Below are 23,665 nucleotides of genomic sequence, written 5' to 3' on the forward strand. Positions count from 1 at the left end.
GTGTGCAGCAGCAACAATAACTGTATGTCTTGGCATTTTACTGAGTTTTGTTCGTGTTCTTTCCTTATTATTAAAGAAATTATTAGAGAATAAAAAATACAAAGGGCGAAAATTATATCAGTCAATAAAATAAGCAGAGCTAATAATGTAAAGAAATTGGGTTTTTTAAGATTAAGAGGGAGCTGGGCTTTTGTGATCGTAAATGCACAAGTTGTGACGAAATGTGTTTTGTAAAAATGGAGGCTGTGCCTAAGCGAAGGATCGTAAGTTCAAATCCCGTTGGCAAAGTTAGAAAAAATTAAATTTTACAACAAAAGGAATGCAAAAAAACAGCATTCCTTTTGTTGTATGTCCAATAAATAACGTGTTGTACCAACCAATACAAACGCCGATTCTATGGGCGCATCCTCATACACCTAAGGCAAAAAGCCCCATGATAATTTTTGTTTGTCTATCACGGGGCATTGCCCTTATATTCCGATTGCAAATAAACTTGCCATATGGCTTATTACGGGAGCATTTACCCTTTCGCGGATGAAAGCTATGGCAGTTTTTAATTCATCCATGTTAATATTTGTTTCAATGCCCATCATTGTAAGCATATTTACCAAGTCCTCTGATGAAACGTTGCCCGAGGCACCCGGTGCAAAGGGACAGCCGCCCAAGCCTGCGGCAGCCGATTCAAATTCCGTGACTCCATAATTGAGTGCCGCCAATGTATTTGCCAAAGCTAAGCCTCTGGTATCATGAAGATGCATAGAAATTGCATCAACAGGAATGTATTTTTTTACCTCACTTAAAACCGAGTCTACCAAAACAGGGTTGCCCAGCCCAACGGTATCTGCCAGTAAAATTTTACTTGCACCTGCCTTTAATCCTCGTTCTGCCATGGTGATAATTTTTTGGGTTTCAATTTTCTCCCCAAAGGGGCAGCCAAAGGTGGTGGCCAAAGCCAATCTTACCTTTAAAGCACCCTTGTATTCTTTGCATATTTCTTCAAAATGAAGCAGGGATTCCTCTACTGTGGATTGAACATTTGCCATATTATGCTTTTCACTTACAGATACCACATAGTTAATCTCCTTGATGTTTGACTCAAAGGCAAGCTGCGCACCCTTCATATTTGGCACAAGTGCCACCAAGTCCACCCCTTTGCCCTCAGCATATTTAAGAACTTCCTTGCAAACCTCCTTTGCATCAGACATTTGCGGAACTCTTTTGGGATTCACAAAGGAAGTGATCTCAACCTTTTGAAAGCCGGAATCAATTATTTTTTTAATAATTGCTATTTTATCTTCAGTTTTTATAAACGTCTTTACATTTTGGAAGCCGTCGCGTCCACAAACCTCCACAATTTTCACTTTTTTTGGTAAATTCATCGTTCTACATCCTTTCATCCCAGAATTTAGATTTTAAAAAGCAAAAGGATACTTAAACTTAGTATCCTTTTGCGGCATTATCTGTTACTTACACTCGGTTATTTTTTCGATATTCAAATTGTGACCGCTAAAGGTGCCATCAATAATGGTATTTTCAAATTTTGCAGCAGAAACAATTTTCTCAAAGTCAACGCCGGTTTCATAATCCATCTCATTTAGCATAAAAACAACATCCTCTGTTGCCAAATTGCCCGATGCTCCGGGGGCAAAAGGGCAGCCGCCCAATCCCCCTAGGGTTGATTGGATTTTTGTAATGCCTGCTTCAATCGCCACTAAGGTATTTGTCATACCCATATTTCTGGTGTCGTGAATATGCACCTCAAATTCTACTTCGGGATAGGAGGTCTTTACAGCTGTAACAATCTCTCTTACCTGTTTAGGATTTGCAATGCCTATTGTGTCGCAGAGGCAAACGTTATTTACTCCTAAATCAATATACGCCTTTAAAAATGCAACAACCTCGTTAGGATCTTTTACCTTACCCTCAAAGGGGCAGCCAAAGGCTGTGGCTAAATCCAAGCAGATATTTAATTCGGGATAATTCTCTCGTATTTTTTTAAATTCCTCAAAGGATTCTTCATGTGTACGATTAATATTGGCCTTGTTATGGCTTAAGCTAAGAGAAACAACGTAGGAAACCTTTTTCAGCCCCAATTCCCAAGCCATTTTTGCTCCATAAAGATTGGGAACCAGCGGGAAAAACTCCACGTCGGGATATTTCTTTAAAACAATTTCCGTAATTTCCTTTGCATCCTTAAGCTGGGGGATTGCCTTCGGGCTTACAAAGGAAGTATGCTCGATATGCTTTACGCCGGAAGAAACGATATCGTCTATGACCTTTAGCTTATCCTCCACAGAAATGTAGTCCTTTAGATTTTGGAACCCATCCCTTGGCCCAACCTCAATGATTTCAATTTTTTTTCCCATGATGTTCACCTCCTAAAAAGCACTCGCTTTAGAATATTCCTTTATTGATGCAGTTTTCAATTTCCTCGGCACTTAATCCCACAAAGTCACTATAGATTTCTTCGTTATGCTGACCCAAAGTGGGGGCAGGTGTTCTTACGTCTGCCTTTAGGTCGCTGAACTTAATATGCTCCCCTGTGATTTTTGTTTTGCCTGCAACGGGGTGATCAATTTCAACAAACATTTCTCTTGCCCCTGCAATATGGGGGTCATTTACGATTCGGTCAATAGTGTTAATGGGTGCAGTAGGCACACCAATAGCAAGAAGCTTATCTTGAATTTCATCTATGGTATAATTTACTGTCCATGCCTCAACAATTTCCTTAAGCACAGCATGATTTAAAACTCTTTCTGTATTTTTGTTGAACCTTGGGTCATCAACAATTTCAGACTGACCCATTTCATCGGCCAAAAGCTTAAATAATTTATCATTGCCGCAGGCAATAACAACGCTTCCGTCTTTGGCCTGGAAGGAATCATAGGGGTAGGTTGATTCATATCTGTTTCCGATTCTTTCGGGTATTCTGCCGGAAGCAAGATAAATTTGTGTAATTATTTCAAGGGAGGAAACCACGGAATCTACCAATGCAACATCAACCTTTTGTCCTTCGCCTGTCTTTATTTGATTTACAACGGCTGCAAGAACACCAATGGTAACGCTTAAACCACCCAAAACATCACCCATAGCTGTGCCTGTTCTGGTGGGCTGGCCGCCGGGCCACCCTGTTGTGCTCATTAAGCCGCCCATTGCCTGGCCGATGATATCGTAGCCTGCTCTTTGGCTGTAAGGGCCATAATGCCCAAAGCCGGAAACACAGCCATATACGATACGAGGGTTAATTTCCTTTAATGTTTCATAGCCTAAGCCCAATTTTTCCATGGTTCCCGGTCTGTAATTTTCCAGAACGACATCCGCCTTTTTTACCATTTCGATGAAAACCTTTTTGCCTTCTTCATCCTTAAGGTTTAAGGTTACACCCCTTTTATTTCTGTTCAAGTTCATATAATATGCACTTTCTCCATTGATAAAGGGCCCGAAAGCTCTACTGTCATCACCTTTTTTGGGTCTTTCGATTTTAATTACATCTGCGCCCATATCTGCCAAAAGCATACCGCAATAGGGACCTGCAAGAACCCTGGTAAGGTCCAGCACTACAATTCCGTCAAGTATTCCTCTACTCATTTTCATTACTCCTTTCATACGGCGATAGTAGTAAAGTCGCCGTAAATGTTGCATTTACATTAATGTTAATATTGTTGAATATTGCTTCTTATGTATTTTTAAACTCCAAAGCCGAAAACGCCCATTGTAATACCATAAATGATAACTGGGAATACAATTAAACATATGATTTTTAGACCAAGACCGCACTTAATAAGATCCGCCATCTCAATTTCGCCTGAACCATATGCAACCGCATTTGGAGGTGTTGCAGGGGGCAGCATAAATGCAAAGTTACATGCTAACATACATGCAAGCATCATTGCCAAAGGGTTTACGCCGATGGCTGTTCCCACGCTGGCAAGAACGGGTAAAAACGCTGCAACAACAACAGCATTTGTTGTAAGCTCTGTAATGATTGCTGTAACAACACCAACAATAATTACAATAAGTAATGGGGATAAGCCTGCCAAACCGCCTAATTTTCCTGCAATCCATGCAGCACAGCCGGAATCTTTAAATGCATTACCCATTACCATGGAGCCGCCAAGTAAAATACATGCAGACCAAGGGATTTCTTTAATGGCTGTTTTCATGTCCATCAAATATTCTCCCTCTTTCCAGTTAACAGGGACAACAATTGTAAGTAACGCCGCAAACATAGCGATTGTTTCGTCTGTTGCAAAGGGGATAAATTTGCCCCATACCTGTGAACGGGTCATCCATGCCACAATGGCAAAAAGGAAAATGTAAGCTGTGAATTTCTCGCCCTTAGACATAGGCCCAAGTTTGTGATATTCATTGTCAATTGCAGAAACATCAATATCCTTCATTTTGTCAACCTTGAAAAACTTAACCATATAGATCCATAAAATAGGGATAATTACAATAACAAAGGGGAGGCCTATTTTTAACCAGTCTGTAAAGGTGATATCAAGACCAATGGATTCTCTGATGAGGCCAATGCCCGTAGGGTTTGTTGTTGTACCAATGACTGTTCCGATACCACCGATGGTTGCTGCAAAGGGGATTGACAAAATTAATGCTTTCTTAAATCCGCCATCCGTATCTTTGAGTGCAGCGGTAATGGATAATGCAACGGGTATCATCATAACGGTTGCCGTTGTGTTTGACATCCACATGGAAACGAAGGCGACTGCCAAAATAAAACCTAAAATCAAGTTTTTGGGTTTGGCACCAACTTTTCTAACAATACCCAAGGCGATTCTGCGGTGTAAGTTCCATTTCACCATTGCGCCGGAGAGGAACCCTACACCAACAAGTAAGTATACTGTTGTGTAAGCATAGTGACTAAATAATTGAATATCATTTTGTCCTTTCGCTCCTGTTAAACTGATGATCGGGAAAACGATCAGCGGCAAATATGATGTCATGGCAATGGGGATTGCTTCAGTCACCCAAAAAATAACCATCAAAACAGTTGAAGCCAAAACTTTTTGTGCAATTGGTGTTAGCCCTTCCGGTGTCGGCATTGCAAGCATAATGACAAAAACGATAATACCGATAAAGAAACCAATTTTTCGTATTGCATACTTACCCATAAACTTTCCTCCTTTGATTGAATAGAATTAAAATAATGACTGTTGGCAATGCTGTGGGAATAGCCCTTTGCCATGTGATTATAGTATTAAGCAAGATGCATGCCAAACTGCTATGAAACAAAAAATAATTGTCGAATTTGCCTTATTTTGTTGAGATTAAAAAAATGCCAGCCTAAAAATAAAGCTGACATTTTTAACTTTGTACAAACATATTTTGTTTCATGATGTTGCTCAGTTGTATTAAAATAAGTTAACGTATTGAAACACAATGAAACATCATGGTTTTATATTATATTCCTTCATTTTTCGCCACAGGGTTGTCCTACTGATTCCCAAAGCAATTGCAGCATTTTTCATGCTGCAATTATTGCTTGTAAGTGCTGCAATAATTTTTTTTCGTTCCCAAACAGCCAAATCCTCCTCTTGTTCCTGCCTTTCAAATTTAAGGTCTTTTTTTTCTTTTGCGTAAGATGTATTTATTAAATCCTCAAGGAGAATATTTTTGGTGCCTCCTGACAAAATTGCAAAAATTCGTTCCACAAAATTATGCAATTCCCGAATATTTCCGGGCCAATCATAATCAGTAACATTGCCTATGACTTCATCAAAGTAATTCTTAAATTCATCATAGTTTTCGCCGCTCAGCTTTTTTAGGATAGAATTACCTATTTCAGGCACATCCTCCCTCCGCATCCTTAGGGAGGGGATTTCAAGATTCAAAACATTTAGCCTGTAATATAAATCTTCCCGAAATCTATGGTTTAAAATTTCATCCTCAAGACGCTTATTTGTGGCTGTAATGATTCTTACATCAATGGGCGTTACTGCAACGCTCCCAATTCTTCTGATTTCCTTTTCCTGCAAAACCCGAAGAAGCTGCACCTGCACATCCATGGGGATTTCTCCGATTTCATCCAAAAATATAGTTCCCTTGTGCGCCAATTCAAAAAGACCTGCCTTTCCGCCTTTTAAGGCGCCGGTAAAGCTTCCGTCCTCATATCCGAAAAGCTCCGCTTCCAAAAGATTTTTTGATAATGCCGCACAGTTAATTGCAACAAAGGGCTCATTTTTTCTAGCGCAATAATTATGAATGCTTTGGGCAAATAATTCTTTGCCGCAGCCGGTTTCACCATGAATTAGTATGGTTGAGTTTGACAGGGCATATCTTTTTGCGGTATCTATGGTTTTTTGAATCGCCTCAGAGTGACCTTGGATATCGTCAAAGGTGTATTTTGCCGTTAATCCCTTTTTGTTCAACCGCATTCTTATATTTTTCTCACTGTCTTGAATTGTTTTGATATCCTGAAAGGTAGCAACAGCGCCCTTTACTTTATCATCTATAATGATGGGGATTCTGTTTGTGGAAACCAAGGTTCCGTTTATTTTCATCAACTCATTGATTTCTTTTTCTCCGTTATGTAAAACCTCAATCATTTTGCTGTTGGGGAGAACATCCTCCACCCATTTTCCAATACAGTTTTTCCTGTTTACATTCATGATTCTTTCTGCAACAGGGTTTACTACGGTTAGCTTTCCGGAGGTGTCCACGGAAATAATGGCATCGTGGGTAAAATCAAGCACAGCTTGATAGCTTTTCAGCTTCAGCTTCAGTTTTTCTTGTTTCTTTAATTCCTCTTTTTGAATCGCTAAAATTTGCTTTGCGGTTTCAATTGAATTTATAATTGCCTCCTCAGAATTTTCCACAACAATGTGTTCAAGATTATATTTTAGAGAGAAGGTTTCGGTCAGCGCTCCGCCAATACCAAGCTTTGCTCCATCATCAATTGCCTGTTTTACAATGGCTTCGCAGCTTTCAACATCGTGAAATGTATAGTATTTTGCATTAATATTTAGCAAATAACACATTGTTTTAATGCCTTCTGTGATTTCATCATAAGTAAAAAAAGCAATGACTCCGTCTAGGCTCTTTGCTGTTTTTAAAATGTCAATATAATCCGATAAAATAGTATTTACACCAACAACGGGGATATCCAGATGCTTTTCCATAAATGCCTTCGTACCTTTTCTGCTTATAATAACGCGAGTGCCATTTTTGCGCAGCTCCTTGGCTAAAATATAAGCTTCATTCAAGGCGGATATATATACGTCAATGTCTTCGTTTCTTTCTTTAATTATTTTTTTAGCTCTTATTGCCAGCTTTTCGGATGGTGCGATAAAACTTATTTCCGCATTTTTTGCTCTCTTTGTCATTTGCTTGCCTCCATTCCAACCACAATAATTAAATTTTCCGCTTTTGTGTTTAAAAATGCTTTTGTATTTTTTGCAGCAAAATTATGTTTACTCTTTTTCTGATAAGATTATAGCTTATTTGGCTGGGGTGTTACAATCATATTTTAGCACCACCAATGGGGTTACTGTAAAATGAAAAGAGAGGAAGACTGTTTGCGGAAGGCTTTTGTGTTCTTTTTACTGCTTAATAGAAGGCTGAAAAAATATTTTGGCAGCATTATTCCCGAAAAGCAAAAGAGAACAATTGACAGGAAAACTATGGTTATCTATAATGAAAATAATACAGGTTAAATATTGAAAAGTTATGTTGCTAGGGATTAGAAAAGGGATAGAACTAGGGGTTTTTGAGGATGCCACTTTTTTTTAGGATACAAAAGGGGATTTTATAGTTCTACCAAAACCTTTGATCCACAAGGCAGATATAAAGCCACAAAGCAACAATAAATCACGCAGGGAAAGGGACGGGTGAGTTTAAGGGCGAAACAAGAAAAAGCTGTTGGTGGCAGGGCTTACGCCATTCCCAGTGAAAAACGAAAAAATTGAAGGGACTTTTGTTTATGGCGGCTTTTCAGAAAAAGACCATAAGATTGCTAAGCTGGACAAGCCTACCAAGGATACCAATGGGCTGTTTGTGTTTACCAAGCAATGCAGGGCGTTTTCCAAGCTTCTTGCAGAAAGAACAGAAGTATAGCGCAAAAAAATAACTCATTGAAAGAAAAAAGTTACGAGAATATGGAGGAATGCATATGCAAAACATATTAAGCGCAAAAGGAAGGCGATTCTTGTCGGCAGTGCTGACATTGGTGATGGTGATGGGCCTGTTTGTGGCTTTTCCCCTTGAGGCGAGGGCGGCTGATGGGACGTTGTCTTTTTCAGGCTCAGATGCTGATTTATTTGATGGGAGCAATACAACGATCACCAGAACCATAGGGGAAAAAACCTTTACCTTGACAGGAGCTGGAGGGTTATGGTATGACGGACAGGGACTCTATGCTTATGAAGGGCCCGATGATAAAGTAAAATTAACGATAGAAATCGAAAGCGAATATATGTTTGATTTGTCTTCCTTTGATGCAATGGCAGATGACGGCAATGTTAATGCTGACGTAACCTACGCCAATGGTAACTCCGAAAGTTTTCCGTTTGGCGCTATCAACTCTTCAGGGCTAATGACAATAAATGTATCTGGGCTACCCACACAGAATATAACAAAGGTTGTCTTATCATCCGATAATTATGCGGTTTTCCAGAACATTGAGCTGAAAAATATACAAGCCATCAGTGAGTTAGCCCCCACGGTAACCGGCATATCTCCCTCTGCGGGCACCACCGGAGGTGCCACCATTGTAACCATTACAGGAACCAACTTTATTGATGTATCTGACGTGAAATTCGGCGCAACTGCAGCAAGCAGTTACACCGTCAACTCTGAAACACAAATTACAGCCACATCCCCGGAGGGGAGCGAGGGTACGGTACACGTTACCGTTGAAAATTGGGCTGGCACAAGTGAAACAGGTGCGGCTGACCAGTTTACTTATGTTGAACCTCCTTCGGTGACTACATCTACGCCTGTATCGTACACCGATACCTCAGCGTACGATACGTTTACTAACACCACAGGTACGATTTCAGCCACCTCTGGCGGCAGCATCACGTCTTATGGTATTTCCGACGGTACGGTAGGCAGTTGGGAGATTGAAGGAAAGACTTATGATGCATCTAAGGCGGGAACCTATGGCACGCTGTACGTCGATAGTGGAAGTGGTGAATATGTTTACGTTCCCAATAACGGCGCAATCAACGGTACAATCGAAAATGAGAGCGAAACCTTCACTGTTACCGCTACGGATAACAGTGATTTAGCAGGCTCTGCAACCCTAACGGTGAACATTACGGGCGCCAATGACATCCCTACAGATATTGCACTGTCAAACAGTTCAATACTGGAAAATGCAGGGGAAAATGGAATGGTTGGCAGCTTAAGCACCATCGACATTGATCATGGGGATACCTTTACCTATGCTATTGTGGGAGGGGATGATGCCTCTGCTTTCAACATTAATGGTACAATGTTACGCATGAATAGCAGTGCAAATTATGCTATCCAAAGCAGCTATACTGTATCCATTCGTACCATGGATATGGGTGGAATGACTTTTGATAAGCAATTCACCATTACAGTAAGCAATGTAAATGACCCGCCTACACTGACAGCAACTCCCAGGAATCCCACCTTTACCTCGGGTGGCAGCGCCGTTTTGCTTTTTAGTAATACGGCAGTTGACACAGTAGAGGCGGGACAGATGATTAAACAACTCGCCTTAACGATCACAAATGTAATGGATGGTGCAAGTGAAAAGATTGCCATTGACGGTACAAAGGTTGCTTTGACAACTGGAAATTCTGGAACAAGCGGAGGAAATGACTATACATACCAAGTTTCCCTTACCGGGGGCACTGCCACGGTGGTCATTACCAAGGCAGGTGATATTTCAGTCTCAGCGGTACAAACACTTGTAGACGGACTTGCATATGAAAACTCCAGTAGCAGCCCTACACTTCTCAACAGGGTTATTACGCTGACGGGTATTCGGGACAATGGTGGTACAGAAAACGGCGGTGAGGATTCAACTAGCCTTAGCATTGTTTCCACGGTTATAGTGAGTGTCGAACCACCTAGCGCACCAAGCGGTTGCACTGCCATAGCAGGCGATACATCGGCAACGGTGAGCTTTACGCCCCCAGCGTCTAGTGGCGTAACCTATACCGTTTTAGTGAACCCCTCTCATGTACCCTCTGTGAGTGGAACAGGGAGCCCAATTGTAGTGACAGGGCTTACCAATGGGCAAGCATATACCTTCACTGTAACGGCGACAAACGTGGGCGGTACAAGCGCACCGTCAGACCCATCAAACAGCGTGACACCAAAGTTATCCCAGACCATTACCTTCAATAATCCTGGGGCACAAAACTTCAGCACAACTCCCCAGTTAGAAGCAACGGCAAGCTCGAATTTGCCTGTGACGTTTTCCAGCAGTACAACGGGGGTTTGTACTATAGACGGGAATGGATATCTTACCTTTATCACTGCAGGTACTGCTACGATAAATGCAGATCAGCCAGGGAATGGAAGCTACCTAGCGGCACCGCAGGTTTCTCAGAGCTTTACTGTAAACCCTGTAGCTCCTGGTGCACCAACAAACGTAGTTGCCACAGCTGGAGATGGAAGTGCATCGGTGGCCTTTAGCCCTCCTAATTTCACTGGTGGCACGAATATTTCAGTCTATACCGTTACAGGGAACTCTCCTTATATAGCCCCTGTGAGTGGAGCAGGAAGCCCAATTACAGTGACAGGGCTTACCAATGGACAAGCATATACCTTCACTGTAACGGCGTCAAACGTCGCAGGTGATGGCCCGTCGTCAGCTCCATCAAACAGCGTGACGCCGGCGGCATCCCAGACCATTACCTTTAATAATCCAGGGGCACAAAACTTCGGCACTACCCCTCAATTGACAGCCTCCTCGGATTCAAGCTTGACGGTTTCCTTTAGAAGCGAAACCCCAGAGGTTTGCACTATAACCCCCGAAGGAGTGCTTACCTTTATCAGAGCAGGACAAGCAACCATAACGGCAGAACAGGAGGGTAATATTAACTATCTGCCTGCGATACCCGTTTCTCGCACTTTTTATGTAAATGGCGTAGAGCCCGGAGCACCCACGATTGGCACTGCCAAAGCGGGCAATGGTCGGGCTACCGTAAGCTTTACGCCACCGGAATCAAACGGCGGCTTAGAGATTACAAGTTATATCGTTACTTCAAATCCCGGCGGGATTACTGCCACAGGGACAACAAGCCCTATTGTAATAACGGGACTGACAAACGGTACGGATTATACCTTTACTGTAGCGGCGACAAGCGCCGTAGGTACAGGTGGGGCATCCTTAGACTCAAACAGTGTAACACCCCGTGTCGCTTCTTCCAGTGGTGGTGGTGGATCTTCCAGTACCCCCACAACGACCCCTGTAACGACCCAGGCTTACAAAGCGGAGGTAAAGGGAGAGAGTAATAGTTCTACATTGCCCGTTGCGGTGGATACGAATACGGGAAGTGCTTCTATTGATGCAAGTACGCAAATCAAACTGTTGTCCGAAGGGAAAGGCGCTACAATAACGGTACCCTCTATTCCGGATGTGGCTTCCTATACGGTGGGCATCCCGATTCCAAATCTGTCCACGAATAGTTTAATGGGCAGTCTGACCATAGATACGGCAAATGGAACCATAACCCTTCCCTCTAATATGCTCACAGGAGCAAAGGGTCAGGATGGAAGCAAGGCGCAAATTACCATGGGCGAAGGCGACAAAGATAATTTGCCCGATCAGGTGAAGGATGCAATTGGAAATAGACCGCTCATTCAGCTTACACTTGCTGTTGACGGCAATCAGACCCAATGGAATAATCCGGCTGCACCGGTAATGGTTGCGATACCTTATACGCCCACGGCAAAGGAGCTGGAAAACCCCGAAAGCATTGTTGTTTGGTATATCGACGGCAGCGGTAACGTTGTCACCATACCCAACGGACACTATCATGCTGCAACAGGCACAGTTACCTTTGAAACGACCCATTTTAGTGATTATGGGGTGGCATATAACCCAGTAAGCTTTCATGACGTGGCGGCAGACGCATGGTATAAGAAAGCCGTGACTTTCATTGCGGCTAGAGGAATTACCACAGGCACAGGCGATGGAAATTTCAGCCCCGAAGCAAAGCTGACCCGCGGCGAATTTATTGTGCTGATGATGAAAGCTTATGGTATTGCGCCCAACACGAAGGCGAAGGATAACTTTGCGGATGCGGGAAATACCTACTATACCGGCTATCTTGCAACGGCAAAGCAATTGGGGATTACGTCGGGCATAGGGGACAATATGTACGCACCAAACAAGGAAATTACCCGTCAGGAGATGTTCACTTTACTGTATAATGCGCTGAAGGCAATTGATCAACTGCCCCAGGGCAGTGTGGGCAAGACCCTCTCTGACTTCACTGATGCTCCACAGGTAGATAAATGGGCTGTTGATGCGATGACCCTTCTTGTGAAGACAGGCACAGTAAGTGGCAACGGCGGAAAGATTACACCGACAGGTACAACTACCCGTGGTGAAATGGTGCAGGTACTTTATAGCCTGCTTAGAAAATAATCTAAAATTTTGCAAGGGATAAAAAGCAGAAAATCAGCCGCAGAAAAAGTGGTTGGTTTTCTGCTTTATTTATTATGATATGTGTAGAAGAAAAGGGATATTTTCCCAAAGGGAAAAGACTGCGTGTAGACAAGGTCAAAACCTTGAGGGCTTTGCATTTAAACATCCATAAGGGGTTGAGGGATCATCACTTTTGCTACGCAAAAGCCGGCTTCGCCGTCTGCCCTATCTTGGCAGTGAGGGGGGCAACGTCCAAGGTTTTTCCGCAGTCTGAGTAAGGGTTTTTGTTTTTTGGTGTAATTTGTTTTCTTCTTATTGACAAAACGTAAATAAAAGGCTAACATAAAAACAATAGATAACAGTGTTATGTTGGGGCGAAGGGAAGTGCCAATTGAAAAACGACAAGGAAACGAAGGAACGGCTGTTGCTAAGCGGTAAAAAGGAATTTTTGGAAAAGGGATATGCCCGGGCATCCTTACGCAATATCTGCAAAAATGCCAGGGTTACGACAGGGGCCTTATATTTTTTTTTCGAAAATAAGGAGGAGCTGTTTGTGTCTATTGTGGAGCAGCCGCTGCAGGAATTGCAAGAAATTATGAATCAGCACCAGCAGCACGAATTGGAGCAATTAAAAAGCACGGATACCCAAAGGGTGGATGATCCGGCGCATTTTCAAATTGCGAAAAAAATAATCTGCTGTATGTATCGTTATTATGATGAATTTCAGCTGTTGCTTACAAAAGCCCAAGGGTCAAGGTTTGAGCAAATCGTGGATGAATTTGTGGAAATTATGGAGAAAAAATACCAAGTGTTGGCGAATGGAATTTCCATGCAAAACAATAGCCCCAAGGTAGAAAGCTATATGATTCATTGGTTCACCCATACCCAGGTTGATCTTTTTGTGCATATCATAACCCACGAAAAGTCGGAAGAAACGGCGATAAAGCATTTGGAGACAATGATTCAATGCTTGGTTGCCTGTTGGTATCAATTATTTGAATAAAATATAGTCTGGGGGCAGGGTAAATTATATTTTATGTATCCCAGTGTTTTGAGGAAGGTTTAAAATATGGAAAGCAATATCAAGTTTTGGGAAAGGGTTGCGGCTTTATATGGATTTTTTATGAAAAGGAACCTATCCTCCTACGATATCATCAGCAGTAAAATCCTACAATGCCTAAACAAAGACATGAAGGTTTTGGAATTGGCTTGTGGAAGCGGTCAGCTGACCTTTTGTCTTGCGAAGCAGGTCAAGGAATGGTACGCCACCGATTTTTCTCCGGCGATGCTTGGGGAAGCAAAAAAACAAAGCACGCAAAAAAACATTATTTTTTCTGTGCAGGATGCAACACGCCTGCCGTACGAGGAGCATTCCTTTGATGCGGTGCTCATTGCCAATGCTTTGCATATTATGCCACAACCGGATCTGGCTTTGGAAGAAATATTTCGTGTGCTTAAGCCGGGAGGATTGCTGTTTGCACCCACCTTTATATGGAAAAGTGGCGTGGTCTTTGGTGTGGGAGCTTGGCTGTTGCAAATGTTTGGTTTTAAGGTGTTCCATAGGTGGAGCCAAGCGGAATTTGCACAATTTGTGGAAAAGAAAGGTTTTTTGGTCGCGGAATATTCGTTGGTGGACAGTAATATTACGCCAATATGTTATTTGGCGGCAAAAAAAGCGGTTTAGGGAAAGTAAGGTGAATTAGGATGAAGGAAATTATGATTTTATTTATACCGTTTGTTGGAACTGCCCTTGGCTCTGCCATGGTGTTTTTTATGAAGGAGGAAATGAACCTAAAACTAAAAAAACTACTGTTAGGTTTTGCCGCAGGCGTTATGATTGCGGCATCCGTATGGTCGCTATTAATTCCTTCCATTGCGTTGGCGGAGGAGGGGAACGGGCCTGCGTGGCTGCCTGCCTTACTAGGGTTTTTGCTGGGGGTAGGTTTTTTGTTAGTATTGGACAGTATAATTCCACATTTGCATATGGACAGCGATAAGCCGGAGGGAGTGCCAAGCAAATTGTCTAAGACAACCATGCTGGTTTTTGCGGTAACGCTGCATAATTTTCCCGAAGGCATGGCCGTTGGTGTAGCTTTTGCAGGGGCGATGATGGAGAGCAGTAATATTACCATGATGTCTGCCTTTGCACTGGCATTGGGCATTGCTTTGCAGAATTTTCCCGAGGGTGCCATTATTTCCATGCCTTTGCGCAATGAGGGGGCAAGCAAGAAAAAAGCCTTTTTATATGGTGTAGGCTCGGGGGTTGTTGAGCCTGTGGGTGCTGTGATTACCATTTTGCTGGCAAAGCAGGTAGTACCCATATTGCCATATTTTCTTGCATTTGCCGCCGGGGCAATGATTTATGTGGTCATAGAGGAATTGATTCCCGAAGCCCAGGAAGGAGAGCACTCCAACATTGGCACGATTGGTGCGGCATTGGGTTTTGCGTTAATGATGGTGCTTGATGTGGCCTTAGGGTAAAGGGAAGATGGGAAAAAAAGAAAGGGGTAGAAAACTTGAACAGGCGCAGTAAAATTCAAAGATCATATCAAGCCTTGGGTGGAGAGCATACCTTTTATGACGGTATGATTACATGTGCAACCCTTGGTGGAAAGGCTGTATGCAAGCTTGTTTGGAATATGAATCGGGAAAAAAACAATCACTATATACAGCTTGCACTTTCGGGAATCCCTGGGGATTTTTCGGGGAAAATGTTGGAAATACCCGTAGGCACCGGAATATTGACGATGCCAATTTATGCCACGTTGCCAAAGGCAGAAATTACTTGTGTGGATTATTCCGTAGAAATGATGGCAAGGGCACAGAGAAGGGCTGGTGCAATGGGGATTTCCAATGTTTCTTTTTACCAAGGGGACGTGGGCGCATTGCAATTTCCCCAAGAAACCTATGATTTGGTATTGTCACTCAATGGTTTTCATGCATTTCCAGATAAGAAGGCGGCTTACGAGGAAGTGTTTCGTGTTTTAAAGCCCGGGGGCATTTTTTGCGGTTGCTTTTATGTACGAGGAGAAAACAGACGAACGGATTGGTTTATCCGCAAGGTTTATGTACCGAAAGGTTTTTTTACTCCCCCCTTTGAAACGGCAGAGAGCTTAAAAGACAGGCTGCAAACCATGTTTACAGAGGTACAGGTGAACTGCGTGGAAGGGATGGCTTGTTTTACTTGCAAAAAATAAAAGACAGCTTTAGGCGTTGCCCTATCTTGGGCAGTGAGGGGTCATCACTTTTGCTTTGCAAAAGCCGGCTTCGCCGTCTGCCCTATCTTGGGCAGTGAGGGGTCATCACTTTTGTTCTAAAGCTGTCCTTTGAATAGGTGGCATTTCTTTGCCATTGCATCCTTCACCAAGTAAAAACCCCATGAATATGGGGTTTTTACATAAGTTTTTGGTCTTGTTTTTACAAAAAGCAAGTGGTTTGGGCGTCACCCAAGTTTTTTCCACACCCTTTTACACAGATAAAAGCAATTGGAAAATTGGATGAATTAGGGTAAAATACCCTTGAAAATTAGATTTAATCCAACAAACCTTTGTTTTGTAGGAAATCTTTGGCAACCTGTGCCACATCCGTTTGTTCTACATTTACTTGATAATTCAAGTCTGTCATTTCTTCGTTAGAAATTTTTCCGGCCAATAGATTCAGCACTTCCTCTAGCTCGGGATGGTTTTTTAGGGTTTCATTTCGGACAATGGGAGCGGCATAATATGGTGGGAAGAAGCTCTGATCATCCGTCAATACCTGCAAATCATATTTCTTAATTTCTGCATCGGTGGTAAAAACGTCGGTTACATTCATATCGCCGCTGCCGATGGCTTTGTATTTTAAGGATACATTCATCATTTTTGGATTTCCCTTGAAGGAAATGTCGTACAAATCACAAAAGCCCTCAAACCCGTCTTCACGGTTGAAAAATTCATTTTCGCCGCCAAATACAAGATTTTCCGATACGCCCTTAAGATCAGAGCAGGTTTCCAGACTATATTCGTCAGCCACATCCCTTGTAACGGCGATGGCATAAGTGTTGTTAAAGCCCAAGGGCTCCATCCAAGTAATATCAAATTGTTTATCAAATTCTTCGGAAACAATGCGATAGGTTTCGTCAGGGTCGGTAAGAACGCCCATTTTTAATTGAGCAGTCAAGCCGGTACCGGTATACTCAGCATAAACATCAATATCCCCCTTCTTAAGCGCTTCAAAATTAATAAAGGTTCCTCCCATATTCAGCTTGCGTTCTACGCTTAATTCGGTTTTGTTTTCGATTAGCTGTGCAAGGATTTCGCCAATAATGATATTCTCGCTGAAATCCTTGGAGCCGATGACAACGGTATCCTTGCTGCCGCAGCCTGTTAATGTCATGGACAAAAGCGCCGTAGTGGCAATTGCCAGAGATAGTATTTTCTTTTTCATGTGTTAGCCTCCTATAAAATTTACTTTCCTCGTGCTACAAGTTTTTGTTCAATTTTCGACATAAAAAAATCGAAAATCACTGCCATAATTACAACGGGAATGGTTCCTTTTATGATTGCTGAAAAATTCATCGTTTGAATTCCTCGATAGATGGGATACCCCAGTCCGCCGGAACCGATCAAAACGCCAATTACTGCAATGGATAATGCGGTTACGGTTGCAATTTTAATCCCAGAAAAAATCAGCGGGAACGAAAGGGGAAGCTCTACCTTGAACATTCGTTGCAGCTTGGACATTCCCATACCCTTAGCCGCATCCTTTAAGTGGGGCGAAACGCCTGTCAAGCCAATATAGGTATTGCGCACAATGGGCAAAAGAGAATACAGTATCAGCCCTACAATCAGCGTTACATTACCAAGACCAAAAAAAATCATTAAAATGGAGAGAAGGGCCAAGGAAGGAATTGTTTGTAACGAATCTACAGTCCAGAGGATTATTTTATCAAGATAAGGGGTCCAGTAGGAGATAATTCCAAGGAGTATTCCAAAAGCCGTGGAAATAACAATGGCAATTAAAACAAGTACCATGTGTTCTATTGTCAGAAAAAATAAATCAGCCATTTTTTCACCTCCCAAGCCGTAGGCCTTTGGGCGTAATGGCACGTTGGATAAACCCAATCAGTGCATTCGCCAAAAGAGCCAGAATTGCAGAGGGAATTGCCCCTGCGAGAATATATTTTGATTCATAGGTGGAAAGCCCAGTCCAGATCATATCACCAAGACCGCCTGCACCAATCATGCCGGCTAGGGTTGCCCAGCTGATGATATAAACTGTGGACAAACGCAGTCCACCGATAATTGCCGGCATGGCAAGGGGCAGTTCCACCTGAAACAGAATTTGTTTTTGGCTCATGCCGATGCCCCTTGCGGCTTCGATGCAATGGGCATCCACTTCCAAAATGCCTGTATAGGTATTGCGCAAGATCGGCAAAATTGCATATAGTGATAGTGCCGCAATGGCCGGGGGTTTGCCGATTCCCATTAAAATAAGCATAATACCCAAAAGCACAAGCCCGGGAATTGTTTGAATAACACCGGCAAAGGCCAGAACATAGCTTGCCGCACCTTTATGGCGTGACAGTAAAATTCCAACGGGTACTGCAATGACAACACCGATCCCCACGGAGATCAGCACAATCTCCATATGGGTTAGCAAGGCCTTAAGTATTTCGTTAGAATGCTTTGTGAAAAATGCTAAATAACTCATTGTGTCATCTCCCCCCACAGAGCTTCGCCCATGGCTTTTGCCATGCTGGTTTTTGTAATAAGCCCAGCAACGGTATTGTCATCGTTTAGCACAACCACATAGCCGGTGGGTGAAGCAATTAATAGCTCAAAGGCCTCTTGGGCGTTGGAATTGCGGGTTACCGTCATGGATTCTACGGTGACAAGCTCTTTGATTTCCTTGCCTGCCTTTCCTTGTGCCCTGATTTTGTCAACGGAAACAGTTCCTAAATAGGTATCGTCCTCCTCCACAACAATAAGGGAAGATACGTCCCTTCGGCTCATTAGCTCAATGCATTCCAGTGTTTTCTTTGTTTTTGGTACGGTAAGAACCTTTGCCCGCATAAAATCCGACGCAACTAAATTGGCGGCGTTGTTTTCGTGATTCATATGTTTCCCAAGGAAGCTTTTGATGATGGGGTCAGCGGGATTTTGCAGCATTTCTTCGGGAGAAGCCACCTGTAAAACCTTACCATCGTTCATAAAAACGATGGTATCGGCGAGGCGAATTGCCTCATCCATATCGTGGGTAACAAAAACAATGGTTTTCCCCAGTTTTTTCTGAATTTTTTTTACTTCCTCCTGAAGGGAATCCCTTGTTACGGGATCGAGGGCACCAAAGGGCTCATCCATCAGTACGATGGGAGGGGATGCCGCTAGGGCACGTAATACACCAATACGCTGCTGCTGTCCGCCGGAAAGCTCCGAAGGATATTTTTTTGCATTTTCTTCGTAGGGCATATTAACCAATTCTAACAAACGGTGTACGATTGCGTCGATTTCCTCTTTGCTATAATTGAGCAGCTTTGGTACAACGGCAATATTCTGCTCCACGGTCATATTTGGAAAAAGCCCAATTTGTTGAATGACGTAGCCAATGGTACGGCGCAGCTTTACGGGATCTACTTTGGTAATATCCTTTCCGTCAATGATAATTTCACCGGAATCTGGTTCAATTAAACGGTTGATGGTTTTTAACGTGGTTGTTTTCCCGCAGCCGCTAGGCCCGATAAGGATTACAAACTCGCCCGCTTTTATATCTAGAGTAAGATTATCTAAAATTGTTTTCTTACCATAGCGCTTACTTACATTGCGAAATTGAATCATAGGTTCAAATCTCCTTTCTTTTTTTACGAAACTAACAACTCTATTATACATTTTAAGTTGTCAGATGTCAAATAAAGAGGATTTTCACAAAAAAAACCCCCTGTCTTTTTTTTTGGAAGACAGAGGTAGTATCTCTTAGCTTTATTATTTTTATTCGGGACTTTGCTCGGCCTTTGAAACATAGCTGCTAACGGTTTCAATGGTTGAAATATCCCCCACAAAGATAATCGTATCTTCTTCTAACAAAACGGCATAGGGGCCGGGAGATAAAATAACCTTATCCTTTCGGCGAATGGCGATGATCGTTGCTCCGGTTTTGTGCCAAAACATAAGATCCATCAGGCTTTTGCCAATGAGGGGGGAATCCGCTGGGATATCAATTTCATAATTTTGAAATGGGTTGCTTTTGGAAAACTTATCATTGGTACGTACCAAATGAGATACCATTTCACTAATTTGCTCGTTTAGACTATGCTGCTGCTCCAAAAGCTTTCTCAGGTTACGCTCTATCAGGCGAGTATCATTTTGCTCACTGAAACGCTGAGCAAAGTCCTTTGCCTTTTCCACGGAGAGAATCACCACCCCGCTGTTTTTTCGGACCTCCACAATACCCATATCCTCAAGCAGCTTCAACGCTCTGCGGATCGTTTCCGGGGATACACCATACTCTGAGGACATCACAGAACGGCCATAAATTTTTGTGTTTTCTTTTAATTCTTCTCTGGAAATACGCAGTGCGATATCGAGGGCAATCTGCGAATAGACAGGTGGACTGATTTTTTCCTTCATAATAAACACCATTTCATTTTAAATTTTATTTGCGTTTCTTTGGGCGTGAAACAATTTTAATGCCACTAAGGTTGGAAGCCTTGTTTTTTTGTAAAGATCACAGTGCTTGCAGGGGTTAATATTCCCCAAATTCTAAGATGCATTCTAACATATTTCTTTCCATAAGTCCAGAGGGATTCAAATTTCAAACTTCCCTATAAAAATAAAAATTTACTTGGAGGATAGCTTTAAATAAAAGGCTTCCCTTAGGCAGAAAAAAGGCGGGAGGATTCTTGCATTCAGACGGATACGCCTTGACAATTGGGGCATGTTGCTATATACTTTTTTAGTGTATAAAGCGATTTTCAATGGAAGAGATTTCCTCTTTTAAACAATAGAAAACGCATAGAATTTTCATAATTGGAATGGAGATGAAACCATGGAGAGAATTAAAACAATTAAAACACGTGACTTGAAAAAGAGCGTAGCTTTTGGCGGCTGCGGCGAATGCCAGACATCCTGCCAGTCTGCTTGCAAAACCTCCTGTGGCGTTGCAAATCAGCCCTGCGAGAACAAACAGAAGTAAGCTCAAAAGGATTGAAAACGAACCCGCCGCCTGCTTTCTAAGTAGAGCGGCATTTTTCGTATTGGGGACTGGAAAGGAGCCGCTGACAATGGGCGTTTCCCCGAAAGGCTCCCTTTGGAGTAGAAAGGATTGAATAAATTGGTACATCAGTATAAATTAAACGGATATAACATTGTATTGGATACCTGCAGCGGCTCGGTTCATGCGGTGGACGAGGTTGCGTATGATATCATCGAGCTGTATGAAAAAAGTGAGAAGGAAACGATTGTACGCACAGTTTTGACAAAATATGCAGATAGATCCGATGTAACGGAGGAAGAGATTTTGCTGTGCTTGGAGGATATTCAAGCCTTGGCAGATCAGGGCAGATTATTTACCAAGGATGAATATGAAAATCTTGCCATGGATTTCAAAAATAACAGCAGTGTGGTAAAGGCTCTTTGCCTTCATGTTGCCCATACTTGTAATTTAAATTGCAGTTATTGCTTTGCCAGTCAAGGAAAATATCAGGGAGAGCGTGCCTTGATGACCTTTGAAGTTGGCAAGCAGGCTTTGGATTATTTGATTGCCCATTCGGGAAGCAGAGTGAACTTGGAGGTGGATTTTTTTGGTGGCGAACCCTTAATGGATTGGGAGGTTGTCAAAAAATTGGTGGCTTATGCGAGAGAGCAGGAGCCTATTCATAATAAAAATTTTCGCTTTACCTTAACAACAAACGGGATGCTCATTGATGATGATGTGATTGATTTTGCCAATAAGGAAATGCACAATGTAGTATTGTCCTTGGATGGCAGAAAGGAAATTCATGACCATTTGCGTAAAACCATTACAGGTCAGGGCAGCTATGATACCATTTTGCCCAAGTTTAAGAGATTTGTGGAAAAAAGAGGTGGAAAAGATTATTATATGCGTGGAACCTTTACCCATAATAATGTGGATTTCACAAATGATTTGTTCCATATGGCGGATATGGGCTTTACGGAATTGAGCATGGAGCCTGTTGTTTGCGATCCTTCCGACCCTTATGCATTGACAGAGGAGGACTTGCCAAAGCTCTTTGAGCAGTATGAAATTTTGGCAAAGGAAATGCTTCGTCGTAAAAAAGCGGGCAATGGCTTTGAATTTTATCATTATATATTGGATTTGGAAAATGGCCCTTGTGTATATAAAAGAATAACAGGCTGCGGCTCGGGAACGGAATATATGGCAGTAACTCCTTGGGGCGAGCTATTCCCCTGCCATCAGTTTGTTGGGGATAGCAAGTATAGCTTGGGGAACGTTTGGGACGGTGTAAAAAACACAGGAATTCAGGACGAATTTCGTCATTGCAATGCTTACGCAAGAGAGGAATGCAGAGATTGCTGGGCAAAAATGTACTGTTCCGGCGGCTGTGCCGCAAATGCTTACCATGCTACAGGTAGTGTTCGTGGTGTATACGAATATGGCTGTAAGCTGTTTAAAAAGCGCATCGAATGTGCCATTATGATGAAGGTCGCGGAAAACTGTGAGGAATAAAAGGGATGGATACACCAATTTATGACTTTGTAAAAAAATATCAAGAAAAAGGGACTGTACGCCTGCATATGCCGGGGCATAAAGGCAGCCCTTTTTTGGGTTGCGAGGCTCTAGATATTACAGAGATCAAAGGTGCTGACGATTTGTATCATGCGCAAGGCATTATTCATAAAAGTGAGGAGAATGCAACCCATTTGTTTGGGGCAAGAAAAACCTTTTATGCCACGGGGGGTTCCTCTCAATGTATTGGGGCCATGGTGTATCTGACCATGCTCCATGGCAAAAAGGGACAGCCCATTTTGGCGGCAAGAAATGTCCATAAGGCTTTTTTGCATGCCTGTGCGCTGCTGGATTTAGATGTGAAGTGGGTTTATCCCCAGGGAGAGGCAACCCTTTGTAGCTGCCCTATTTCCCCCAAACAGCTGGAGCATATTTTGCGGTCAATGGAGGTTTTGCCCTTTGCCTTTTATATTACCTCCCCTGATTATTTGGGAGGAATGGCAGATATTCAGGGGCTTTCAGCGGTTTGCAGAAAATTTGGCATTCCTCTTTTGGTGGATAACGCCCACGGTGCATATTTGCGTTTTTTGCCCGAATCCTTACATCCAATGGATTTGGGGGCGGATTTATGCTGCGATTCTGCCCATAAAACCCTTCCTGTGTTAACGGGAGGGGCATATTTGCACGTGGGAACGAAAGCTTTGGCTTCCTTTGAAGAGGACGGGAAAAATGCCTTGGCATTGTTTGGATCTACAAGTCCTTCCTATCTCATCTTGCAATCCTTAGATTTATGTAACCGCATTTTGGCGGAAGGGTATGGGGATAAAATTCATCATTGCGTCAAGCGGATAGCGCAGTTGGCGGAGGGGTTAAGGGATATGGGCTATTCCTTACAGCATTTTGAGCCGTTGAAACTGGTGTTAGAGGGCGAAAAGATGGGCATTACAGGGTATGAGCTTGGGGAATTTTTACGTGAAAATGAGATTGAGCCGGAATTTTCCGATGCAGACCATCTTGTTTTGATGTTCACACCTGAAACAACGGAAGAGGATTTTGAAAAAATTGAGAAGGCTCTTCCCCCTATGATTGCAAAGGCGGGCAATGGGCCAAAAACAGCAATCTCCTCTCGGGGAGAACGGGTGATGTCTATTAGAGAGGCCGTGTTTGCAAAGGGGTGTACTGTTTTGGCGGAGCAAGCCTTGGGGCGAATTTGCGCAGCATCTGCGGTATCCTGCCCGCCTGCCATACCCATTGCCGTCAGTGGAGAGCGGATTACGGAGGAAATGATAAGGCTGTTTTTGCTTTATGGAATAGAGGAAATTCAAGTTGTTTTGGAGAGTTAGAGCAACACTGATTTATGTCATAGGCACATGTGATTGGAAATTATTTTTT

The 23,665-nt window shown here is 42.8% G+C and carries 20 protein-coding genes; 10 read left to right on the forward strand and 10 right to left on the reverse strand.

The features are described from left to right. Positions 1 to 470 precede the first annotated feature (470 nt). The 5 genes from CLNEO_RS02390 to CLNEO_RS02410 form a co-directional block, all read right to left on the reverse strand. Complete coding sequence (locus CLNEO_RS02390) at positions 471 to 1,379, reverse strand: hydroxymethylglutaryl-CoA lyase (protein ID WP_066083828.1); 909 nt, start codon at positions 1,377 to 1,379, stop codon at positions 471 to 473. 84 nt (positions 1,380 to 1,463) lie between these two features. Next, positions 1,464 to 2,366, reverse strand: a complete 903-nt coding sequence (locus tag CLNEO_RS02395) for a hydroxymethylglutaryl-CoA lyase (RefSeq protein WP_066083829.1) — start codon at positions 2,364 to 2,366, stop codon at positions 1,464 to 1,466. A 28-nt stretch (positions 2,367 to 2,394) separates the two neighbouring features. Next, entirely contained in the window at positions 2,395 to 3,588 is a 1,194-nt protein-coding gene (locus tag CLNEO_RS02400) for a CaiB/BaiF CoA transferase family protein (RefSeq protein ID WP_201032842.1), read from the reverse strand. A 98-nt stretch (positions 3,589 to 3,686) separates the two neighbouring features. Beyond that, positions 3,687 to 5,129, reverse strand: a complete 1,443-nt coding sequence (locus CLNEO_RS02405) for an SLC13 family permease (protein ID WP_066083833.1) — start codon at positions 5,127 to 5,129, stop codon at positions 3,687 to 3,689. 276 nt (positions 5,130 to 5,405) lie between these two features. Then, positions 5,406 to 7,340: a sigma-54-dependent Fis family transcriptional regulator gene (locus CLNEO_RS02410; protein WP_066083834.1), complete on the reverse strand. Its 1,935-nt coding sequence runs from the start codon at positions 7,338 to 7,340 to the stop codon at positions 5,406 to 5,408. Between the two features lie 171 nt (positions 7,341 to 7,511). Between CLNEO_RS02410 and CLNEO_RS15675 the strand changes: the two genes are divergently transcribed. The 7 genes from CLNEO_RS15675 to CLNEO_RS02440 all read left to right on the forward strand — a co-directional run bounded on the left by CLNEO_RS15675 (position 7,512) and on the right by CLNEO_RS02440 (position 15,786). Then, positions 7,512 to 7,670: a hypothetical protein gene (locus tag CLNEO_RS15675; protein WP_157723450.1), complete on the forward strand. Its 159-nt coding sequence runs from the start codon at positions 7,512 to 7,514 to the stop codon at positions 7,668 to 7,670. Positions 7,671 to 7,878: 208 nt separating this feature from the next. Continuing rightward, positions 7,879 to 8,070: a hypothetical protein gene (locus CLNEO_RS02415; protein WP_162266448.1), complete on the forward strand. Its 192-nt coding sequence runs from the start codon at positions 7,879 to 7,881 to the stop codon at positions 8,068 to 8,070. 55 nt (positions 8,071 to 8,125) lie between these two features. Continuing rightward, a complete protein-coding gene (locus CLNEO_RS02420) occupies positions 8,126 to 12,589 on the forward strand; it encodes an S-layer homology domain-containing protein (protein WP_066083836.1) in 4,464 nt (1,487 codons plus the stop codon). A 391-nt stretch (positions 12,590 to 12,980) separates the two neighbouring features. Next, complete coding sequence (locus tag CLNEO_RS02425; protein ID WP_066083837.1) at positions 12,981 to 13,592, forward strand: TetR/AcrR family transcriptional regulator; 612 nt, start codon at positions 12,981 to 12,983, stop codon at positions 13,590 to 13,592. Positions 13,593 to 13,658: 66 nt separating this feature from the next. Continuing rightward, positions 13,659 to 14,273 carry a class I SAM-dependent methyltransferase gene (locus tag CLNEO_RS02430; RefSeq protein ID WP_066083839.1) on the forward strand — a complete coding sequence of 205 codons (615 nt, stop codon included), beginning with the start codon at positions 13,659 to 13,661 and terminating at the stop codon, positions 14,271 to 14,273. 20 nt (positions 14,274 to 14,293) lie between these two features. Continuing rightward, positions 14,294 to 15,070, forward strand: a complete 777-nt coding sequence (locus CLNEO_RS02435) for a ZIP family metal transporter (protein WP_066083840.1) — start codon at positions 14,294 to 14,296, stop codon at positions 15,068 to 15,070. Between the two features lie 35 nt (positions 15,071 to 15,105). Then, complete coding sequence (locus CLNEO_RS02440) at positions 15,106 to 15,786, forward strand: class I SAM-dependent methyltransferase (protein WP_066083842.1); 681 nt, start codon at positions 15,106 to 15,108, stop codon at positions 15,784 to 15,786. Positions 15,787 to 16,120: 334 nt separating this feature from the next. Here the strand turns inward: CLNEO_RS02440 and CLNEO_RS02445 are convergent, their stop codons facing one another. From CLNEO_RS02445 to CLNEO_RS02465, 5 genes are all read right to left on the reverse strand, one after another. Then, positions 16,121 to 17,014, reverse strand: a complete 894-nt coding sequence (locus tag CLNEO_RS02445) for an ABC transporter substrate-binding protein (RefSeq protein WP_066083844.1) — start codon at positions 17,012 to 17,014, stop codon at positions 16,121 to 16,123. 20 nt (positions 17,015 to 17,034) lie between these two features. Next, positions 17,035 to 17,634, reverse strand: coding sequence for an ABC transporter permease (locus tag CLNEO_RS02450; RefSeq protein WP_066083846.1), 600 nt, complete (start codon positions 17,632 to 17,634; stop codon positions 17,035 to 17,037). 4 nt (positions 17,635 to 17,638) lie between these two features. Continuing rightward, positions 17,639 to 18,280, reverse strand: coding sequence for an ABC transporter permease (locus tag CLNEO_RS02455; protein ID WP_066083847.1), 642 nt, complete (start codon positions 18,278 to 18,280; stop codon positions 17,639 to 17,641). Further along, positions 18,277 to 19,404, reverse strand: a complete 1,128-nt coding sequence (locus CLNEO_RS02460) for a betaine/proline/choline family ABC transporter ATP-binding protein (RefSeq protein WP_066083850.1) — start codon at positions 19,402 to 19,404, stop codon at positions 18,277 to 18,279. Before CLNEO_RS02460 ends, CLNEO_RS02455 begins: the two co-directional genes overlap by 4 nt. A gap of 150 nt (positions 19,405 to 19,554) precedes the next feature. Further along, a complete protein-coding gene (locus tag CLNEO_RS02465) occupies positions 19,555 to 20,193 on the reverse strand; it encodes a TrkA C-terminal domain-containing protein (protein ID WP_066083851.1) in 639 nt (212 codons plus the stop codon). 418 nt (positions 20,194 to 20,611) lie between these two features. On the opposite strand from CLNEO_RS02465, the gene scfA reads away from it, so the two are divergent. The 3 genes from scfA (at position 20,612) to CLNEO_RS02480 (ending at position 23,616) form a co-directional block, all read left to right on the forward strand. Next, entirely contained in the window at positions 20,612 to 20,758 is a 147-nt protein-coding gene (gene scfA / locus CLNEO_RS15240; protein ID WP_066053385.1) for a six-cysteine ranthipeptide SCIFF, read from the forward strand. 138 nt (positions 20,759 to 20,896) lie between these two features. Then, on the forward strand, positions 20,897 to 22,273 hold the full coding sequence (gene scfB, locus CLNEO_RS02475) for a thioether cross-link-forming SCIFF peptide maturase (RefSeq protein ID WP_066084573.1): 1,377 nt from the start codon (positions 20,897 to 20,899) through the stop codon (positions 22,271 to 22,273). A 5-nt stretch (positions 22,274 to 22,278) separates the two neighbouring features. Further along, entirely contained in the window at positions 22,279 to 23,616 is a 1,338-nt protein-coding gene (locus tag CLNEO_RS02480; RefSeq protein WP_066083855.1) for an aminotransferase class I/II-fold pyridoxal phosphate-dependent enzyme, read from the forward strand. Positions 23,617 to 23,665 lie beyond the last annotated feature (49 nt).

The organism is Anaerotignum neopropionicum (genome assembly GCF_001571775.1).
GTDB lineage: Bacteria > Bacillota > Clostridia > Lachnospirales > Anaerotignaceae > Chakrabartyella > Chakrabartyella neopropionicum.

What these genes read in the sequence shown, in the direction of transcription:
- CLNEO_RS02405 (WP_066083833.1), bottom strand. Translation starts at nt 5,129, where the DNA reads ATGGGTAAGTATGCAATACGAAAAATTGGTTTCTTTATCGGTATTATC.
- CLNEO_RS15675 (WP_157723450.1), top strand. Translation starts at nt 7,512, where the DNA reads ATGAAAAGAGAGGAAGACTGTTTGCGGAAGGCTTTTGTGTTCTTTTTA.
- CLNEO_RS02450 (WP_066083846.1), bottom strand. Translation starts at nt 17,634, where the DNA reads ATGGCTGATTTATTTTTTCTGACAATAGAACACATGGTACTTGTTTTA.
- CLNEO_RS02460 (WP_066083850.1), bottom strand. Translation starts at nt 19,404, where the DNA reads ATGATTCAATTTCGCAATGTAAGTAAGCGCTATGGTAAGAAAACAATT.
- CLNEO_RS02480 (WP_066083855.1), top strand. Translation starts at nt 22,279, where the DNA reads ATGGATACACCAATTTATGACTTTGTAAAAAAATATCAAGAAAAAGGG.
- CLNEO_RS02435 (WP_066083840.1), top strand. Translation starts at nt 14,294, where the DNA reads ATGAAGGAAATTATGATTTTATTTATACCGTTTGTTGGAACTGCCCTT.
- CLNEO_RS02410 (WP_066083834.1), bottom strand. Translation starts at nt 7,340, where the DNA reads ATGACAAAGAGAGCAAAAAATGCGGAAATAAGTTTTATCGCACCATCC.
- CLNEO_RS02390 (WP_066083828.1), bottom strand. Translation starts at nt 1,379, where the DNA reads ATGAATTTACCAAAAAAAGTGAAAATTGTGGAGGTTTGTGGACGCGAC.
- CLNEO_RS02400 (WP_201032842.1), bottom strand. Translation starts at nt 3,588, where the DNA reads ATGAGTAGAGGAATACTTGACGGAATTGTAGTGCTGGACCTTACCAGG.
- scfA (WP_066053385.1), top strand. Translation starts at nt 20,612, where the DNA reads ATGGAGAGAATTAAAACAATTAAAACACGTGACTTGAAAAAGAGCGTA.
- CLNEO_RS02395 (WP_066083829.1), bottom strand. Translation starts at nt 2,366, where the DNA reads ATGGGAAAAAAAATTGAAATCATTGAGGTTGGGCCAAGGGATGGGTTC.
- CLNEO_RS02455 (WP_066083847.1), bottom strand. Translation starts at nt 18,280, where the DNA reads ATGAGTTATTTAGCATTTTTCACAAAGCATTCTAACGAAATACTTAAG.
- CLNEO_RS02445 (WP_066083844.1), bottom strand. Translation starts at nt 17,014, where the DNA reads ATGAAAAAGAAAATACTATCTCTGGCAATTGCCACTACGGCGCTTTTG.
- CLNEO_RS02430 (WP_066083839.1), top strand. Translation starts at nt 13,659, where the DNA reads ATGGAAAGCAATATCAAGTTTTGGGAAAGGGTTGCGGCTTTATATGGA.
- CLNEO_RS02465 (WP_066083851.1), bottom strand. Translation starts at nt 20,193, where the DNA reads ATGAAGGAAAAAATCAGTCCACCTGTCTATTCGCAGATTGCCCTCGAT.
- CLNEO_RS02420 (WP_066083836.1), top strand. Translation starts at nt 8,126, where the DNA reads ATGCAAAACATATTAAGCGCAAAAGGAAGGCGATTCTTGTCGGCAGTG.